This window comes from Legionella qingyii (genome assembly GCF_003184185.1).
This window is the reverse complement of record NZ_QHJG01000011.1, coordinates 98,509-119,784: the sequence shown is the minus strand read 5'-3', so window position 1 is coordinate 119,784 and position 21,276 is coordinate 98,509. Positions and strand designations below refer to the sequence as shown.

The window sequence follows — 21,276 nt, the reverse complement described above, 5'->3', positions numbered from 1 at the left end:
TTAGTCGTACCATCGGGGGTACTAATAACCGTTATGTACTATTCCTAGTCCACTCCGGTTTAGAAATTAGGTTTTCTATTTACCTCGAACAGAATCGAGTTGTGAAAGGTTATCTTGGGTTATATCTCGTTATTTATGACCTTAAACCTAGTTATATCCGTTTGTTGGCGGATTTCCTAAATGGAAAAGGACGGACATGTTAAGGTATCAGCGAACCGACTAAAATCGAAATAGTAGCGGTATTGCGAGTGCATCGCGAACGTTAAACCCAACGTTAAATGCGTATGGTCGGTAACTAAATATCGACCGGCGACTATTCGCCATTTTACGGTCAAATTAGTTATGTCATTGATTATGCTATCTGGTTGGGGTCAACGGTTACTTTAATATTTAACAAAAGTAGTTGCTTTTATTATTGCTTCTATTTTTGGTATTGTACGGTATTAGTTGTCATTCTAGGTCACTACCTCGTTAGAGAAAATTGTGCGAGCATTAAAGACCTGGTTATATGTTAAACCTTGGTTGTCAACAAACGAGAAGCCCAAATTCCCATTAGCCGAACGAGTGTCGTGGTTATCATATTAGTAGTAACCGTCGAGCACATATTTTGAACAATAAGCGTAAACGACGTCCTTGGGTCCGCGAATTTTTCATTACAACAACGTATCGTTAGGTTGGCGGAAATGATAGGTGTAGGTCTAAACGAAATAAGTATAGCGATTTCGAATGAAAAACTATCGCCACAAAAGGCCCAAGACTTATTCTTCGTGGTCATATACTCGGTTGTACTTTATGCGAACTGAATAGAAGAAACCCACTCGACGCATTATTGACCCATAAGTTTATAGGTCAGGTAAGTAACGACGGGAACAATTGTTAAAATATTAAATGTAGCTATTCTATCGACGGAAATCATTTTTATTTGAGAAAAAAATGTAACTCAGGAAGTGATAAACAAGGTGATTCTCAATGGCAATTAACGACGACCAGCCCGCGGTAATGCATTAAGACAACACGACAGCATTTTAACTTTAGTTCTCGAACCTGCAAGACAGGACTTCGTTGTTTTTCCGACGACAAACGTTGTATTGCGAGTAAACGGACTAAAACATTTTCTTCTTTACCAAATAAGAAAAGTAGATGTGAAACGCCTATTAGTTCCTCGACGGGCCTTTGTTGTAGTGGAACAACGCCTAGTTATCGGTGTAGATTTTGTAGGCAAAATTGGACCTAATCGCCATGTAATGACAAAAATCAAACAAGGCGTTGTCCCAACTACCCGCAACTCCACCTGCATAACCTACCACATTGAACGCCTTCGTTTCCAACAGGTGAGACGAGAACCGGCGAGTGGAAAAGACAACCGCGACCGACTCCTCCTATTAGATCAACGGTCCGTAAGGTTTCACTATTTGATTGATCGCGTTCGCGGTATATATTTTGTTATGCAGCATATAGGTAGTTACTAAGAGCAACAACCCCTCATGTCCTAGTATCGGTGGTGCACTGGTTCCTACCGTTGCGTCATGAGAAAAATTTCGGTAGGTATTTGGAAACCAATACGGTGTCACATCCTATCGCGAAAGTCGTATAACACTTGTTGAACCCATCATAGCCGTTGAACCGAAATTGTTCCCCGATTAGTTTATAAATATATTAAACTATCCCTTTGTTTGATAAAAAGCATTGTACTCTAATTAAAAAAGGTACAAAACGAGTAAGATCGTAAATATTAACGTAAACAAACAAAACGATGCGGAACAGAACGATTTTTTTGGTGTAGCTGACGTCCATTAAGAAAAACAGCTTTCGAAAGAGAATTGTCGGCAAATTATGCTAAAGCTAGTACTCGAAAACGATAGTAAAAGAATCTATTGCGGTCGGGTTCAGCACGTATTGGATTTAATAAAAGAGATTTCTCTTGCTATTTGAGCCTACAATGATAAAAAAGACGAACAAGTTTGTGTACTAATATTAGTATAAAACAATCATTAGCGACACAAAAAAATTTTCGTTTGTGAATCCGTCAGTTTGCAAATGCCGGAAATCGTGCTGCTGCAAACTAATGATTAGATGGACGTGCTCATCGGTATGCGAGTGCTTTTGGCACCAGTGCAAATGCAAAATTTAATGATCCAACTTTCCATGCAAAGTACTACTTGGACAATTATTTAAATACTCCGACCGTTATTATCTCTTGAAAAAAAGATGACAGTTAAAACTATTAACTAATAAAAAACACAGGAGAGAAAAAAGAAACAAAAAACCCGGACAATTATTGATGTAATAAAATATAAAAAATTTAAAAAATAACAATAATCCAAAAATAGACAACAACTATTTACAATTTATTAATAATTTTTGTTATTGAATTAACTATACTTTGAAACAAACATTGGAGAAAAATTCGAACACTAGATAAACATACATAAAAATACTAAACTAAATAAGTTACTAAATAATAGTCGAATATGGGCAATAAGCTAGCATAAATAAGTATCAATTGAACTAGGTTGGACTAAATAAAAAATAGAAAAAAATAATACAAAATAGCGACAAGAAGCGACCTACAACAAATTATGAATTGAATAACTAAAAAAATAATAATAAGAAAAAACGTTACGTTGATTTGTAGTTACTGCAGTTTATTACTCAAGTCGATAAATCCTTATTAGTAGAATAAAAATTGTAGGCGATATTTACCATAACCTAGACCTAGATCCCAGCGTACCGATAATAAACCATAGCATAAGCGATACCAACCATCAAAACAGCGAAAAAAAAGAAATTGAGCACATAGAAAAGATAGCGATATAAAAATCGATAACCATCAAGATAAAAAATAAACAGTGTAATCCTTTATTTCAATTGCACGGTTATCAAGTTTTCGTTAATGTCTTCTCAGTTGTTTTCGATAACGCGCTGTAATTACTTATCTATCTCATAAGCACCAATAAAAGAAATACTTGTTTTCCGACTTACAAAATTACTACATAAATTTGCCAATACCGCACGTTAGTTTCACGATGTAATAGAATACAGAAATTTAGCAATCCATATGTTTCACTCTTGTTTCTACCTCGCTAAGCAAGGTTAGTTGTGGAGACATGACTAGAAATAAACTTTGTTAATATAATTCCCGTTTGAGTTAACAAAAAAATAGAAAAAAATTTACTCTTATTCCTTTTAACGTACCTTTAAGTTTCACTATGCAGATGAATCGTATCGAGAGAAGTTTATATAGTTAAATTTAAAGAACGTTTTATTAAGAGAGAATGAAGACTTTTATAGGTGTGAAAAAAACACCTATTGAAAAGAAATAAGGGTTCCGACTCATATTAAACGGACGTCGTCGTGGAATCACATGGCTTCTTTAAGATAAAGAGTTAAAGTATGCATCATTAAAGTACGAATTAATAGAACGACAGGCCCATGAAAGTCACCGTATAAATTAACGACACCTATTAATCAAAACATAAGAAAAATGGTGGGAAGAAATTACTCCTCAATACAACACAGTCGTAGACAAACCGTTTTTACAAATCCAGATAACGTTCTACTTATAAGACGAGTTGTTAAATTATGGACCAACGCAGGAAATGTCCGAGTATGTCTTCTTGTTGCAAAATAAAATAAACGAGGGTTAGCTAAACAACAACTAACCCATTTCTTCGTAAAAAAACGTGCTTAACTTCTCAACTAATTTGTCAAAACACCACTACTCTAATTTAGTTAAAGATAACTTTAACCGTCGTCTCAAAGGTCATGACTCAGACTAAGCTCGAGACGTCCAAGAAGATCAAGAAAAAGTAGACTTCATTTACGGAGACGAGGCCGGTTATGGCAACGTTAGTTCTGCCGTGGATTCTTTCGACAGCTAATATTCTCGTCAGTGAATTTATTTTTTAAACAAAAACTTTCGAAACAACTTCCATTAAGGTTGGTCGATCGAGCTCGACGAAGTTACGTCCATCGACTCGCTGGACCACTACGGATATTAGGTGACAAATAAATACCACCACACCCAAATCCTTTTTGCGTAAACTACGTACGATAACCATTACGGTATAATTTTTTATTAGGACTACGCTTCTATGATATAAATGTAAGACTTGCAAAACAACGCCTATACCATTTCCGATAGGTCTGCTTGAGTTAATTACTTAAATTTGCAAAAATAGCAAGGGATTTACGTAACGAATAACTACTATAGGTCAAAAAACGACCATTTCTGTCCAGAGTTCTCCTCAAAAAGGTATGAAAATTACGAAATAACCTCCCCGTCGTTGTTTAGTAAGAGTGCTCACTGGCAATAGGATTTCTTTAACTTCCATACCTTCTCGCAAACTTTAGGGCTAAACCAACCCCTAATTGACAACGACAACTTGGAGGGCTCGAACTTTGTGCACAACGATAAAATTAATCGTTCCGCCTTGTTAGCTTATAACTTAACGGAATACTCCAACGTAAAAAATAACGCTTCGCATAAGCGAGGTTACAGTCCCTTGAGCTCCCGCGTAATGCCGCTCAATAACGGTTACGAGTAAAATGACCGTTTGGTTAATGGTAACTCAAACAAGTGCTTCGGAACGCACTAGAAGACCGAAACGTCCTATTTAATCAATGGTAACTTTTATAAGTTTTTTGTCATCGACTCATAATATTCCAGTTTCACCGACTAAATAACAGTTTCGCGGCGTCGGCAAGATAACGGTCTGGGTCTGTTTACCGATACCGAAATTCGTTTCTCAATTGGTTAGTGTCGAATGGGCTTTAACCCCTAGTAAAACCACCGGCACTAGTATGTTGCCAATAAGTACGTACGTCCTTTCAATTCCTTAACCAAGTCCTACTGTCACTAAAATGACTTCTAATATTTTTAAATTACGCGTAAAACAGAAGAATTAAGTTAGCTGTCTAAAATTGTCTGGCTGGTACCCGAAGACTCCCCTAACTCCACCTTAGGTCCTGATTTCATAAGTAGGTCCGGCTCTGTTTGGGACAAGGCAAAGCGAAATGAGACCGATGCTAATACTGATAGAATTAGGTCTACTACGTACTCGCACTACTTCGCTAAAAAAATAACAATAAGAATCCAATTCTACCTCAAGATAGAACAAACTTAAGCGATAATTTTTTCTCCTAAATGAAAGAGGCGATGAATGTCAACGTCCACGACAACTATTTTTCGTTTCAAATCGATAAAACAGCTTAAAAATAGAATTTAATAGTCTATTAAGCAATTTATAATGCCGATGCCTAAACCTTTAACTCTAACGACGAGTTCATGGGACATTAAGACCGCTTGTCAGACCTTCATAATGACAGGGACGTTTTTTTAAATAACTATAATAAGCAAGAAATCTACTACTGGGGTTAGGGTTTCACTAACAACTATTACGAGATAATTGATAATTTGTTCCTGCATCAAGCAAGTTTAACTGTTGCAATGGGCGACTACCGATAGGGAATTCGCTTCTACTTACGTTGCTCCAACTTAACTGATAAGGAGCAAACCAAAATAATTTCGACAACGTCAGGTGAGTAAAACGATACCGTGTTGTTCTACACGCTCAGAAAGATTTACCTAACAAAGAACTAAAACTTGGCTTGGAGTAAAGACGACAACGATGTCTACCTGTAGCTTACCGCTAAACAGCAGTAGTTACAAGATTATGGTTACTCTTTTTTGACAACTATGGTTTTTTCCCTTAAGTTCTCAACAATGCAGAAGATTTATCATAACTTCTACTTCTCCATAATAACCGACGACCTTTTAGAGTAAAATTTAACCATAGGGCAGTTAAATACAAAAATAGTTTTAACTAACTTCGCGCAAAAGGAGGAATATGATTTCGATAAGGATTTTTAGTCCTGTTCGTCTAGTAATAACTAACGCGACAAAAATTCGCGAGTAATAGTGCATAACAGTAAAACCGAGTACTTTTCAGTTTCCGCCAATACGAAGTAAATGTTGGACCGTACAATTGAAATTAACGGTTGTTATTACTTGTTCTTCTTCGGCAACTTAGAAATTAGCGACTTTGTGTCCCGCTACTCAATTTCTAACCGAACTTACGATGGATAAACGAGCTACACGAAAGTGTAAAACCACTTCCTGTTTAAGCAAACAGAGATAGCTTATGCCTATCATCATAAAATTAACTCAGATATCTACTACTATTAATGGTTATATATTAATACGGATACTTTTATACTAGGAAAGACTTAATTCTTAAGTATTGAATGCTTTATAAAGTAGCTGTGTTGAACCGAATTCAGGGTCTAAATTAAAATATATACCAGGTTTACCGTCACCGTTTTGAAGACAGGAACTTCCTGAAATAAATAATTCGACACCTGTAAGAAAAGCAAGGGCACTTTATAGCGGTTAATAAAGAATACTAATGGGTAGAAATTGGCATAAACGAGCTCGTGTTGTTGTTCTTTGCTAATCATAAGTTTTTAGAATAAGACTTGGGTGGGTCTAATTTAACTTATTAGTTAAAACGAGGTGTTGGTCAGTTAACCGAATGCGCAATGGGACAGTCTAGAAAATAAGGCTGGAAAAAGTTTAATAGCTACGTCCAGGAAGACAAGCAGCATCAAATAACCTGACCCCTAACAAAGTGCACTTTGTATTGATAGAAGGAAATACCTTCCTTATATTTTCTCATGATTTCGTCGCGTTACGCGAAAATTTTGTTGTACGGGGAAATTTCGTAAAACAAGGTACCCTATTTGTCGATTCAGTTAAACGGATGGTTGAAGTACACGAAGCACTTCTCATAAAACGCGTTACCCTTGCACGCAAACAGCGACGTGATTTTCTTAACTCAGTAGAGCTAACATTCGAATCGATAATATTTCCAACCCTGTTTTTTTTGAGACCTTTTCTTGACCTTGTTTATAATCGACTCTTAAAACGAAGACTATTAGTTTTCTGAATATGTGTTAAACCGCGAGTAGTTCGACTATAAAATTATCTTCAATTAGTTTTATTTCGCTTTGTTCAAAATAGGGCACCCGTTGTTTTTTATTAAAATTAACGAAACGCGAATCGAGTTCGCTTAGAAAATGTTGTCCTTACGAACGTAAATTAACTGCTAAATGGACGACTTGAGCTACTTTGTGTAGTTTACTTTGAATACCTCATAGAACGAGTTGCTCGCCCTGTTATGCATTAGTGAAGATGTTGAGTAGGTCTTTTCGAGTAAAGTCATTATAGCTGGGTTCTTGTAAATTAAATAGTTTAGTCACTTCCGCACAATGTCGTCTTTATTACAAAGTGCACTTTGTTTAGCATCAGAGGTTTGGATAAATGGTAGTTACTTTTATTTTCTCCCTTATCAGATATAAGGTAATAACTCACCGAAATTCCTCCCGCAATAGCTAACATACATTTCAAGGACCTACTGTATATTTGCACCGCGTTTTATACGATAATATCCCATAAATCTTGTGGTGGTTATCCCATTCTCCTGGTGGATTACTCGCAACTACGGTCAATGCTAAGTTTATTATAATTTCAGGATTTCCCAAATCTACGTCATTCTTTTTCTGGGCCCTACATATAGCCACTATGCCTACTACCATGTCCAGACGTGGTGTACCAAAAACTTCAACAACTATTGAGATATCTACTTCGTGACCGTCCTATGACGTTTCTCTAAAAACAATGATAAGTAAGGCTACTCAGTTAAAGACAATTTCTACTACCTGCACCATAGGGACAACTATAAGTATTTCTTCTTCCCGCGAGACGACGTCTTCACTAGTACTGTCATGAAGTGCGTCCTCCATTCAAACTACTATTGAGGATATTTCATAGTCCACCAAACGTACCGCAACCACAAAGTCATCAATTACGGAATAGTCTTCTTAACGTAAACTGTCACGCAGCTGTACCATTTTAAGTGCTTGTTGTAATGGCGTTACCGCAAGGTCTTCGCGGGTACCGTCTTTGTCCGCTACGTTGTTGCTGACCTTGAGTTTAAACCAAATTTGGCTCACGACTTTGTAAGAGATTATAACTTAAAGTGATGCTATAAAATCGTTTTTCTGATTCTCTTAATAGGATGAATTTAAGACCGCAGACGTAGGTAAACAAACTACTCGCGTCAGTTTCTGTTCTATGTAAGGTAATACTCCCACCCTATTTCCGCAAACAGCTCGTGGAATTATTTTTATTTTTGCAGTAATATGGATGTCACAAAAGATACTCGCGACTTTTTCTATTATAACAACAACTTGAGAGATACGTCACCTTACTAAGAATAGTTCTTTGGGAAATAACGAAATGTTTGTTATAAGGTGTCGCACTACCACCATGAGTGTACCGACCTAAGTCCCGACGTAATTGGTCTTGAAATTTATTAATATAGCTTTCACTTCCAATACGGTTTTTCCGGTTTCATAGCGGTTGTCCGCTACTACGAGCACTCCCTAATTGTCGCCAAGAAAGGCAATTTCAAGGGCTAGGGTTTAAAAGCAGAGTTTGTTTCCTATTCGAACATAGAAGTCTTCATTTTAGTCAACAACTTAGCTCACAACGGCTTTTTAAGTTACTAAAGGAGAATCTTTTAGGTCGGACACGTTTTCGTTAACAACGGTTTTAATATCTACGACGTGCACGTTCTCTTCGACGCGCTGCACGAGCGCTTTACTGAGCAGCGTTTCCACGTAACCTATAGCGACCCAACGGGCCTTTTGACCGACTAACAGTTCTTTTTCTGGGACGGAATAGTCTCGAAATAGACCATCTCCCTCTAAGACGCCCGCCAAGCCGCTTTGTTCCCGCCCTATCTTTCAAGGTTCGCTAAAATGGCGAGTTTCCTTTCTATAATTTACAGCTTTTTCGTGCAAAACTATTCTACGAAAGTAGCGTTCTTCACCGATGTGACTAGTGTCGGAACCCTACACCATATCCTGGGCTACTTATACTAGGGCTATTTCAGGCAATAGTAGCATAATAATAGTACTGGCTGCGGCTGCAGCTACCGAGCGTGTAGTCTTGGAATAATGATTGGAAAAAGATATCTGTCTGAGGTCTTAACGATCTCGCACCGATGTAGATGTAACGAGTCGGGGGCGATATATTTCACTTCGCGCCTTTTGTTCTCGTTATACATTTTCTACTACTTCGTAATAAACTTATAAATTGTGTTTCACGAAATCTACCTCGTCGTAAGATGGGTCGTTTTCTGCGAGGAGGTTAACGACGATGGCGTAATCTTCTAAACCATGTTGTTATAGCCGCCCGACTTTTTTAATAGTTTGCAATATTTTCTTCTATAGGCTGTCTATAGGATTTTGCCCATCGTATAAACGGGTACAACGTGTTACTTCTAAAATTGGTCGTTCTTTTTTATCGTTTAACCACATTTGTCAACGTAAACTCAAACGTTGTTGATCCATCATTCTGCCTCGTCATAGTCCAGCTCTGTGTACGAGACCTTCTATGTTTGGTTAAATAAGGTGCTTAGTATCAATGGGTCGTACCTTACCTATTAATGTAGGGATACTTACAGCTTAAAAAGTTGAGATTTCTGATATTTCTTAATCGATTAGATCCAAGGTTTAATCGTTCAAATCATCTCCTTCCTCGCATACAATTTGCCCCACTGTTCCTCAACTACCATCTTTCGAAACTTGTTCGGAATTTGACCGAATACCTTCTTCGGTTTTCTCCAGTCCGATAAGTTGCGATATTTCCAGACCCTCTTTACTTAGGTCTAGTCGACACCCTCTGTTGATACCTAGGGCGACATGCGGCATACGACGTTCAATCGTAACTCCTACGTCAACGACGTCTACGCTAAAAGTGCTGTAACTACCCTCTGTTACAACTTGGGTCTGCACTCAAATAGCTTTCATTGCGTAATCTTCGACTTTTATATCTGCATATTTCACAACGCACACTTATAAGTTAATCTTTTGATTAGTTGTATCGGACCCACTTCCGCACTCGATCTTGGGTCCTTGAGAAACGTTCATACTTCACAAGGGAAACGTTCATTCGGTTAATAAGGCCAACAAGGATTAAATTTCATTATCGTAACCATGCATACTACCTCTATTTCCTAAATTAATGTAGCTATATTCCTTTATGTTACTTTAACTTTGATTTACCGAAGGGTAAATTTACCGAACAATGTGGTTAACATGAGCCAAATAACTCACACGTCCGAATACGTAATCGTTTTCGTGGTCCCCATCGCGTAGTAGGTTAGGTAATATTTGGTTTATGTGGAGTAAAATAGGGGTGTCCTAATTGTGGTTCGGTCCATGCTCATCGAATACCTAAATTAAGTCAGTTGAGCGTTCCTTTCCCTGTCCAATAACGCTAACATCTACGAATACTGCTAGGTTTTTAACTTCGTCTAGATCCGCACAAGAGCTTTGTAAAGCCTAATGGACGCACATGTTGTCGTTTACCGACAAAATTCTTCTAGATACGTTCGCCATTTTTCGGTTTTTGTCTACGACCTACCCGGCCTCTTTAACGAAACCTACAGCTCACCCATGTACGACACCGCGGACGTCGTTTTTATTAAAATCATCTCCGACGTCTACTATCGTATCTATTAAATAAATTTCGGCACGTTCAACGGCATTTTTTGCCTCGATGGCAACAGAGGTACTCGACCCCACCTCTACTCAAAGGACTTCTTTGAAGGATACTACGTGATAAATTATTAGGTTTCCAGTGAAAACATCGGAGTAGGCCACTATCGCCGTTCCCTTGGGAGATAGGACGTAGTAGTGGAATACAAAACCGCCAGCCGCCTTGATGCAATGAACAACTATTGATACCTTTAATAGTTCCTCTCCTCCGTACCAGTCCTTCACCACCGCCTCACTCGTAACATCTTGGTACCGGACTCTTAGTTTTTTTTAATGGATAAGGTTTTAGGTTATTATTCGCCCCCCCAGGTCTACATCGAATATTACGCCTAGGTCTTTGTCCTAAAAGTCAAATATTGAGACAAGGTTCATCGCTACCATATCCAACCCGGCAACAGCCACCATGTTCGCGTCCACGTGGCGTCACCCGTCCTTAGCGCCGTTAATGTTTAAGTGAGATAAGATTTCATATACCGTGAGTAAAATAATCACGATAGATACGCCGGCGTTTGGGGTCGTGACCTTTTATGGTAATGTTAAAATTACTATAATGGTGTCCTTGATTACCTTGTACACCTATAATGACACGACGTGTTTTTCCTATACTAATACACTGACCTAATCCATGAGGTCTTGAACCGTCAAATTAAGTACTGAATCATTTAATATTTATCTCTAATCCAGCTAAAACGGCTCGTGTAAGACTGAGAACTAGGCCAGAAGACTAATTCTCAGTCAGAGTAAACTTTTTTAAGTAACTCAATTGTAGCTAAAACAACGTTTTTTGTACGTTGAGTAATTGCAATCGCATTCTCGAGTATCTATTTTCTTATTACGTACAGATTGGCGTAATAATAGGTTTTTTATATATTTTTAGTCATTTTATGTATTAACAAAACAAACTCATTAGTATTCGTGCGTACATATTAGAAAGCAGAAACACTTAGATTTAAGTTGTAGAGAAACCCCACGTATACTAAAAATATTAATAACCTCCTCGCAGACCGAGGCCCTTCTGTCCTGAGAGGAACGTAAATGACCTTTTCGATTTCGAGTTACCTCATTCACGTGTTTATGAATTATACCTACTAATAATAGCACTCACAGGACTTCTTCAATTAGAACTTCTTATAGCATCTCTATGTTTAAAACTATGTGGCCTCTACGAAGTAAATCTAAATAATTTTCTTGTATAACGAAACGAAGTGTTACCGTTCAGTCACTGGTTTGGTTAAAAACTAAAATTCTGTTTGGCCGCACATCTGCTTCTCGTCCAAGTAGGTAGGCTACAGTAATAATATCTTCCGTATAAACGCGTCATAAAAATATTTTTTATAACCAGTAAGTTCCACTGTCACCAATGTCGCTTACAACGTTGGCTGTCAATACGTCTGTAATAACTCGCAGCATAGTCAGCACTATATCTCGTAGCGCCTGCTCAAGCATTTCTGACAGACGTCGTCCTTGCTTTTATACAACCAGGACCGAAGGATTTTATGTGGCGCTCGTCAAGATACCCACGTCTATGGATACAATGGTTACTAGTAGCACTACCCAATCTACCAGTTTTACATTAAAACCTACGACGTCGGCTACTTTAATAACGGTGTTATTTATTTTTTTACCTTCTCGTTGTCGACCTACCTTTCGTCCTCTGACCGCTTCTATAGCCTCGATTTTTATGAAGTGGTTTACAAGCTCTTAACCATCGATTTTCAGTAAATGATCGCCCTTGAAATAAAGTTTGAGCATTTAAACTTCCTGTAAAATTGCCGCAAAAGCCACTAAAATTTCCTTGCAAGCAATTCCTCAAATGGCTTTTTCTCCTTCTTCTTTAGTAACGAGTTATATTCAGTACTTCAATATCTCGTACACCCGCCGAATGACACTCCACGTGAACTTCTAGGGTATTGGGAGTTCTATTTTTGTCAGAGAGAAGAATAGTCTTTATCTACTTTCTCTCTGTAAAAGAATGCCTCTTTATTCTATATAATTTGCAAATCACACGACGTAGGAACGTCGCCTCATGTAGGGTACATGACCAGGGACATCAAACTGAAGGACAGTCTGTTAAGGCACAGCAGGAAATATCAATCTCATATCAGAAAACCAACGGCAACAGTAACGCACCTATCTCGTTGTCTCGCATTCTTTATAGAGTTTCTCCTTGTGCACAATAGAACCCAAGGACGACCCATTACGTTACTTAAGGTGGTGGAGGACGTTTATGTAGGTCACGTAGTTAAACCCATTATACTATTGGGCCTATATTAACTCATTTATTGACCATTCGACGGAATAGGACAACAAGTATCGGTTTTCGTCCGTATTGTTAGGGAAATAAGCGATTTATTTTCAACTATATCCTATTCCAATTAGCGAGCGGTAGTTCCATGCAACGACCACCAACGAGGTGTCATATTTGAAGATTGAAAGCTGGAAAACGTAGTCAACAACTAAATTCTTAAAGGTCTAAAAGCACATTTCGTCGTATCAAGCCTAGAAGAAATAGTACCCATTATTCTGTATTCTGAAAAGGTCCTCGCTATTTTGTCCTTTAGAGTAGCTGTACTGGTAGTCAAAGCAGTGGATTATTAGGAAACAAATTGGTCTATTAAAAAACTCTTGGTTCTTTTAGTATGTCCATTCAAAGTTAGAGAACAACTGACTCGACCCCTAAAGCTAACCGTAACTCGTCCGTAAGTGCTCATCAATTTTGTCAAGGAAGTGGTAGATGTACCTTACTTGGCGGAAGGTATTGGTCTCCACGACGTTTCCTATTTCGTACCCAAACAAATTACTAACGACGCCGTTAAACCAATAGGTCGCGTGTTAGAACTATCAATGGTGGGGTTCGTAATACTTAGGTTAGCTGTGGCCGATTAACTACCAAAACCAAATTGTTTTTCCAGCCAGGCCATAGGGAACAGGTACTCAGTAACTACCCTTCCCATTTATTCCATTAAGGTAGTGGTGTATTCGAAACGCGGCTCAGAAGTAGTGGACCTAACTGATTGTATCAGTGCCCAAGTATAACTCGCTACCGAACGCGTTGGGCCCGTATTCGACGGGCCCGAAAAACGTCTGGATAAAATCTGGTCCAAAGTTCTACTGTTCCGGTACGGTAGGTCGTCGCGAGTACGCCTACGGTGAGTCGCCCGTACTTTTTAGGTGAAACAAAACCACAGTAGAATAGAAGAGGCTTACAAAAGCAGATTTATCCAATTAACTCTTTTTTACGAAGAATTAAGTAAATTTATATTTTCGCAACAAAGAAATCCATCGAGACGAACTTAATCGACGAAAAGTATCCTAACTTGCTCAAAAAAACATAGTTTTACTCGTTCTAAGTTCTGTAACCAATGCCACAGTGGTATTTGGTTTAGTAACTCGAGTTTGACAGGTAGTAGTTTCTCAAACTGTAGGTCACTCAATCATAGGGGTTTATTTAATACGTTTAATGGGTTATAAAGGACCATACGTGGTTGGTCCTTTTTTGGGTCTCTCATTCCTAACAACGATAGTATCCCCCCATTGTAATTACAACTCAAGTGTGTTCTTGACGGTTCTATAAGAAATTACCACGGTAGGCTCAGTGTCCAATTTAGAACATTGTGTGACACGTACTGCCCACCAAGACAGTCAACACTTTACCCCCGTTAACCTTTCTAAACAGGCTATCGGGTTCGTAGGCCTTAGCTAACCTTTTTGCTATATAACGTTTTTTGGAATTGCCGGTACAGAAGTAACTAAAAACGGTTATTTCGAAGAAGACATCCTAAGAGATGTAACTCGGCGCAAAATTCAAGGTCCGTATATAATCATATTTTTCGGAGATGAAATCGAAAAAGAACATTCGATTATTGGGGTACGAATTTGTTCCTTACCCGAAGTAAGTTGCTTACAAGACGTATCAATATCTAAAGTTACCCACTCGAACGTCATTAACTTACTATCCATAGTATTTATAGCGCTTAGTGTACGCTCAGAAGTAATCATTAAAGGCCTTCTCTCCCTCTGAATGAGTAATAAAGATATAGCGATTATAGTCTTTAATTTTGCCGTACTACCCGACAATTCCGAGATGGACTAAGACTTTATTACAAACCAAGACCTTGTAAACGAAGGACTGTATTTATAACTTACCGCTCCTCTTATACCCACCGTATAAGCGCGTTCGACATCAAGTACCTTGTTGGGACTAAGCTTACCCAGGGAAGTATTAGGTGCGATTCAGGTGGTGGGTGTAGTTATCATAGATAACCACGTAACTCAACCGCATTGAGCTGTATCATTGCGCTCTGAAGAACGTACGTCACCGCTTACAGTACTTATAACCGATAAACGCTTGGGTTTACTGTTACGTAGTTGACGTCCGTTAGTTCGTACAGTACTCGAAAATTAACTAAGTGATTGAGCTCCTGAACGAAACGTCATTCCGGTTTAAACCTAAATTGGGGCGGCCATACAAGGGTAAAAGGACGCGAAAATCATTAATTTGCTTACGCTTGTGGTTCACTACCAAAATAAAAGTCCGCTCGTCTAAGAAAATTTTATTATAGGTTGAGTCTCTAAAAAAGTTATTGTTATTTCTGAAATACAGGGTAAACAACCCGCTAATTGCGCCATGCTTATATTATCGACAGGAATATGGGCAATGTTTGATACCACGACAAAACAACTAACGGGTCGTACGGTTACTGGCGGTACTCAAGCCCGAAACTCGGACGAAGGTCAGGATATCTCACCAAACCACTAAAGTTGTTAAGCGCTTGTTGCGAAACGAGAACCAAATGAAATTATCCTATTTGGTCAAACATCACGGGACATATAAGCAAGAGAAGATACCGGACTCTTTTACGAAGTATTTACGCTACGTGTGCCAGTACATTCTATAGTCTCGTCGCTTAATCGTCGCCATTTACGTTAGGTCGGGATGAGCGTCGTAATTGTTAACGGACGTTGAGCTGTGGTCCAAAAGGACCACGGAATGAGTAACGTTATAAGGGAAGCCGTAATTATGACTTCATAGGGAGTGGGGTCAACAACTACAATATATTTAAAAGAAGTCTACCACGTGACTACAAGTATTATAGCTATAAGGTTTCCCTAATTGCACTACAATGTTCAAGTACCATTCAACTTCCAAGAGCGACGACACGTTTTCCTTTGTTAGAAGGGGTGTTACGTGCAACTGATTTCAGATTAAGACGATGCTCATGACGGCCAAACAGCGCTCTACGAACGCGGTTTTAAAGTGGGTATCCACATGATTACTTTGACGATGGTATTTTAAGGTTAGGTAGAAGTGTTGGTTAAGATAACCGCCGTTACTATTTCCATAATGAGTACTAAGGGACACGTTGGTATTGGAAAACGGTGTAGCCAACGCATAGATAAAGGCCTCGTCATCCAAGTGGTGGATAGCGCCAACCTATTTGGTTTTAAAGACGTGGGAAGTTTGGTATTTAAGCACTGTTGAGACCTTTGGTAACTAGTATTGTCCAACCATTAGGGGTAAATACAGGACGCTAAACTACTTGCCCCATTAACCTCAGGGGACCAAATTTCATCTTCAAAAGTACCATAAAAAGCGGCGACCCCTATACAACGAAAGATCAATAACGTTATTCGAGAGGGAATAATAACATACGGTGTCGTCACAATATTGGACGAAAAAGTTTATCCCTACGACATTACGTATTTAATATTCGGAAACGGTAAAATGACTGCTTGACCCGTCATCCCGGCCATACTTATAGGAGGTATTTTCCTCATCCTAGATGTAGACTTGCGCACGTCTTTATTCCCGAATCCCACTCAAGAACGTTTGTTTGATGTCGTCGAGGAACAACACGACGCCTTACCTAAGGCCTTCAGTCAAACAGAACTACAAGGAATCCCAAAAGCACGGTAAAAAGAACATGATTACGCTGTCAGTCAAAAAGAACGCAGTAATTGAATGGAGAGAACTTTAATTCCTAGTTTTTTTTCGCGGGAATGAAACATTCCCGTCTACATAAATTTTGGTTCACAATCACCCTCTTGGTAGCACACGCAGAAGGAGAAGCAATTTCATTCTCTCAAGAAAAAGTAGTCGTAGTGATGAACTAAGTTCAAGAAGGAACAAAACATAACAAGACGAGCTGTACAACTCGCTCGAGAATTTGTTCGATAACCCTAACCACCGAACTCTAAATAAAAAGAGTACGAGGCACGAAAGAAAACGTGAGTACCTTAGTCGTTACTCGAACTTGCCTAACCAAAGTAGTTTACGAAGTCACACGTTGTTAAGGTTCAATGCGAACTAACTACGAACTCGGACTCTGAGCTCTCGTGGATTAAAAAGAGGTTAACAACGAAGTACGGGTAAGTTATTTCACGCTTTGTATAATTGCTTGTAAAACGTCCAAAGAAATAATTTTAGCGCTGAACATTTTTTAAAGAGACCTAACAAAGGATTATTGTTAGCAAGTTATAAAGCTGCGTCGTACTTACGTTAAACTCAAAAATGAAGTTCTTATACAAACCCCTTGCGCTACGAATACAATACCCGCTAAACTGAAGCAAGCACAAGACCCCGTGTATTCCGCTGAGCAAGGCGTTAACGACTAAGTAATGAAAGGTTATGAACGAGCCGCTCCCATGATTTTGCTACTTTTCTTCGACCTAATTTAAGGAAAGGACTTTTATTGCACACACCACGAAATAAAGCTCCCAGTTCATTACTACACTATGCGACAGACTGAACTATCCGAAGTCATTAATGCCTCACTTTACAAAGAAGTGAACATCGGTTCGAAAGGTTGCTAAATTAAACTACCGGTATAACAAACTTGAAACTCAGTCCCGTCCGACGTTACTAGAACCATCGTTCTCTCTGAACAAGAAACCGCGAATTACGTAACTCGAGGAATCGTAAGAAACGGTTACGCAGTGGTAGCGAGTCTACGAGCATCCCTAAAAACTCACGACAATTCAGCTATGCTCATTTACGGTAAATTAGGAGGAATTACTTCTACTCTTTCACATTACTTGTTAATATGTTTCCTCAAAGAGGTCGTTTTTACTATTTACAATAGAGGAAACAAGAGAAGGCCGTACTCATTGGCTTTAAGGAACAACTCATCTTAAGTCTCAATTTAAACGTTTGATATCATTGCCTAATTTTAGCTCGACAGTACTTTAATTAGATTTCAAAATAGTTTTTTACAGCTTATTCACTAGTCTACGTACAAAACGGAAATTATTTATGTTATTGTTGTTCCTCACCCGTTACAGATTTTGAGTAAATGATGTTCTGGGGAAAAATTTACTTAATGCATTTCTTTTCCACGGACATAGATAGAAAGACCATTTGCCTTAGTTTAATGTGCCATAGCACCTAAGAAAACTAGTTATACATCAGTACGACTTTTTGAGCTAGTGGGTTTACCAAATGTTCGTACGTTAAAGATGTCATCAAGGAAGTGCGCGTTATTTTTACGGACGACTACTCCTTTTGAGACCTTCGCTTCCTCGCCTCCTTCCGATCCTTGAAATCATACGGTATAGGAAATGACGGTAATTCGTTCCAGGTATACACGCTTTTCAACAGTAGGGGCGCTTCCGCCCCTAGGTACGAATTTTCTTCGCGTGACGATAAACATCTTTATCTAATGGCGGAAGCGCCCTTACTGTTTCCAAAAATTAAATTGCCATCGACGTCATTCGGAACTCTCAACTAAGCGGTTCGATTAGAGGTTCAAATGAAGTAAAGTAATCATTACTGGATACCGCATAAAATTTGTATCGAATAATGTCTTATTAGGTCGAGAAGAACAAAAAGGCCCTGAACCGACACATGTAAGAGTTGTCGTCAAGATTTACGTCAGTCAAAACGTAAATCACTAAAGGGTACTAGAAGCGGAAGAAACGAAGAACCGCTCTTTAAAAATTCCGGATACAGCTAGAAGAGTTCGTTAACGCTTACACACGATAAGTGAAGGAGCTGCAATAGTTAACCGCGGAAAACTATCCGAACGTTACGACGAACGTCGAGGAGCTCCATAAGAAGAGAAAAAACACTGAGACAAAATATTGGTTTCGTGGGATTATGATTTCGACGTCGTCTCGACTTTTTTAGAGACTTCCGCTTCCACGAGAAAGCAAGAAAATCTATTAACAGTTTTTATCTAAGAAGGGGTTTCATAGAACAAAAGTTTAGTCGAGCTCGAACAGGTTTAACAAGACACGAGCATCAACGGAAGAGTTAGCGGAATAATTAACGAACGAATCAAGGATAGAGTAGTATTCGGTAAAATTTTCATAACTCAAATCGGAAATTAAGACGATCCGCAAGATAAAAACGGACCTAGAGTCCGAGAGATCAGAGTGCGAGTGACTATATCAAGTCTTCCCAGTGCTCAAGCGAAAGGAGTTTAAGAAATTACAGCCTCTTTTCGAAAACAGAACGAACGCGACGTAAACCTCTGTTAAAACAAAGGGAAAGAAATTTAGGAAGTATAGGTCGTTATTGTACTAGATTCACGAGATTTTATGACAGGAATAGAAAAACCAGGAGAAGCCGAAGATTTAGACGTTTTTCCCAGCCTTCTCTCACAGGAGGCAAATTGCAATAGTTGCATATTTAGAGAAGAGGTCATTCGAAATTACCTAGGCATAAAGCAACAAAAAATTAGTAAAGCTCTAAAAGAACTTTATCCAGGCCTAGTAACTAGAAATGACCGAGTCTAAAAGGTATACTATACATTATTTCAACTGATCGGAGAAACGATATCTATATCGTAAAAAATATACAAGGTTCAAATAGCAATAGTTTGAGGAGGAATCATCCATTCAGTAGGTCGTTTACCTCCAGTGTGGGAAGAAATCCTCTTCCGAATATCTCGTAAAATTTTATTGGTTAAAACATTACGTAAACCTCGTGACCAAGTGCAAGAAAAAAGTGTCGTCCTAACAATAAATATGCTTAAGATCAATTTCTTTAAGGGTTCAGTGAAACAAGTTTCTCGAGTTAGAGAAAATCATTAAAAGAAGCTCGATTGTGGTACAAACCAAGTGTACGTAGCTGGGAGGATAGGTTAAGTCGTATCTGCTTTAATTAAAAACCATTCACGAGGTTTAGGAGTTATGATAAAAAATGAACCTATTCAGGAAGTTCGTAAAAGAAACAACGTAGTTGAAAGAAGAAGTGTTCGAGTAACCTCAAGAGGTATTACTGGCAGTTAACGCCAAGTTAAAGCAAAAGCTTTACAAATTAAACGAGCATGTCGAGTGGAGAAAGCAGACCCGAGTAAACAAGATTGTTTGATCGGAAAACATTATTGAGCCACGAAAAATAAACTCACTGCCGTTCAAGAAACTCAACATTGTCACGCAAAACAAAGAGTCGTTAAAATTACGAGTCGCATCGTATCCATAAGAGCTAAGGAAATAGGAGGTTTCTCCGCCATTCGACAAAAAATTCTAGAACCTTGAGTCTTCGGTTAAGTCCTGATCCTCCATGGACAAAGGTAAAAAAAAGATTACTCAACTATCAAAGAACATGAACGAATTAGTTAAGACGTTGACTAAAAAGGGTTATACAAAAGGAGAGTCAATTTCCTGCTGTTTAGCATAAATCAACAAGGAGTTCTAGTCGACTAACCCGGTTATTAAGAAGTAATCGTTCTAACCGTTCTAAAACTTTATTAACTAGCTTTAATCGATGCGAAAGGGGTTATAGTCGTTCACGTATAAGTTCAAACTCGTATAGACTACGGTTCTAACGAACGACTAATGATTTAAGTAGTACAACGTATCAGTTCAGCCGAACAAATTGAAAAACAAGATTAAGACTAAAAGGAACCAAGTTTTATAGATTATCAAGTAAACAAAGAAAAACGAGAAACACATTAACAAGAACAACCCAAAAATCATTTAGATTAGCATCAAGCGGAAGAAAAAAAACTACTCACCGGAAAACTATCCTGAAAACATCTGAGGTTTCCAAAAGAAGCCGTTAGCTAAGTGAGAGGCCAACAAGTAGGACTGGAAGTTCAAATTAGAAATTAAGGAATAGCTATTCAAGTTAAAACCGAAGCTACAGGAATCTTTGGAAAACCTTTAGACTAAGTACAACGGAACTAGGATTTTCTATTGAGCGGGTTAGTTAAGGTATTCAATATAAACGTGGTATCATGCGCAATGGCAAAACGCGAGAAACTATGTTCAACAGTATTTTAAGTAAACTCGGTGTGAGGTTTATAAAATAATTGAGGCGAACACCCTAAAATAGGCGCCCCTACATCTTCGGGACCACGAATGAGTTTAGAAGGAATTTAACACAATTAAAAAGGAACCAAAGATTATTTTTATCGAGTGCTACGAAAGAGAATTAAACCTCGAAAAACTATCTTAGAGAAACGACAAACTAACGAAGAAGTCAACACGATTAGAATGAACGATGAAGACAATCAACTCTGAATACTCGAACGAATCTTCTATTTCGAGAAAGTATAGATTAAACCCAAGATACCATCAGTATTAATTGCATTGAACTTATAAAAAATCTCAGAAGAAAAAAAACTTTACAAAGAACTTATGCCGATCTCCGAACGAACCACCGGGGCAGAGCCAACTTAAAATAATTAAGTGCTAATTACGCCG

General features: G+C 38.4%; 1 pseudogene. It reads right to left on the bottom strand.

The annotated features are described in order from the left end of the window. Nucleotides 1-6,954 precede the first annotated feature (6,954 nt). Nucleotides 6,955-7,050 (bottom strand): annotated as a pseudogene (locus tag DGG96_RS21390) (hypothetical protein); the annotation flags it as partial. Nucleotides 7,051-21,276 lie beyond the last annotated feature (14,226 nt).